Source organism: Pseudoalteromonas sp. S3178 (genome assembly GCF_005886985.1).
In the GTDB taxonomy this organism is placed as follows: Bacteria; Pseudomonadota; Gammaproteobacteria; order Enterobacterales; family Alteromonadaceae; genus Pseudoalteromonas; species Pseudoalteromonas carrageenovora.
The window spans coordinates 1-251 of the sequence record NZ_PNCW01000632.1 but is presented as its reverse complement, the minus strand read 5'-3'; the positions used below and the strand labels follow the sequence as shown (position 1 = coordinate 251).

Here is a 251-nt window from a genome sequence, read left to right as displayed (position 1 = left end):
AAGGCTATATCAACTATTTAACCATGGTGGTGCAATAGAAGAGTTGGATAAAACATTGTTAGTAGTTGTAGAGAGTGATAATCACAAAGTGGGATTGTTGGTGGATGATTTACTGGCGCAACAACAGGTCGTTATTAAAAGTCTCGAAGCGAATTATCAAAAAGTAAATGGGATCTCAGGGGCGACAATTTTAGGTGATGGCAGAGTCTCTTTAATTGTCGATATTAGTGGTCTTATCAAACTGAGTGGCT

Annotated in this window: 1 protein-coding gene; it reads left to right on the top strand. The window is 38.2% G+C overall.

Features of this window, described 5'->3' with window-relative positions; translation table 11 throughout:
- On the top strand, positions 1-251 hold a 251-nt coding region (locus CWC11_RS22535; protein ID WP_171038541.1), incomplete at both ends, for a chemotaxis protein CheW.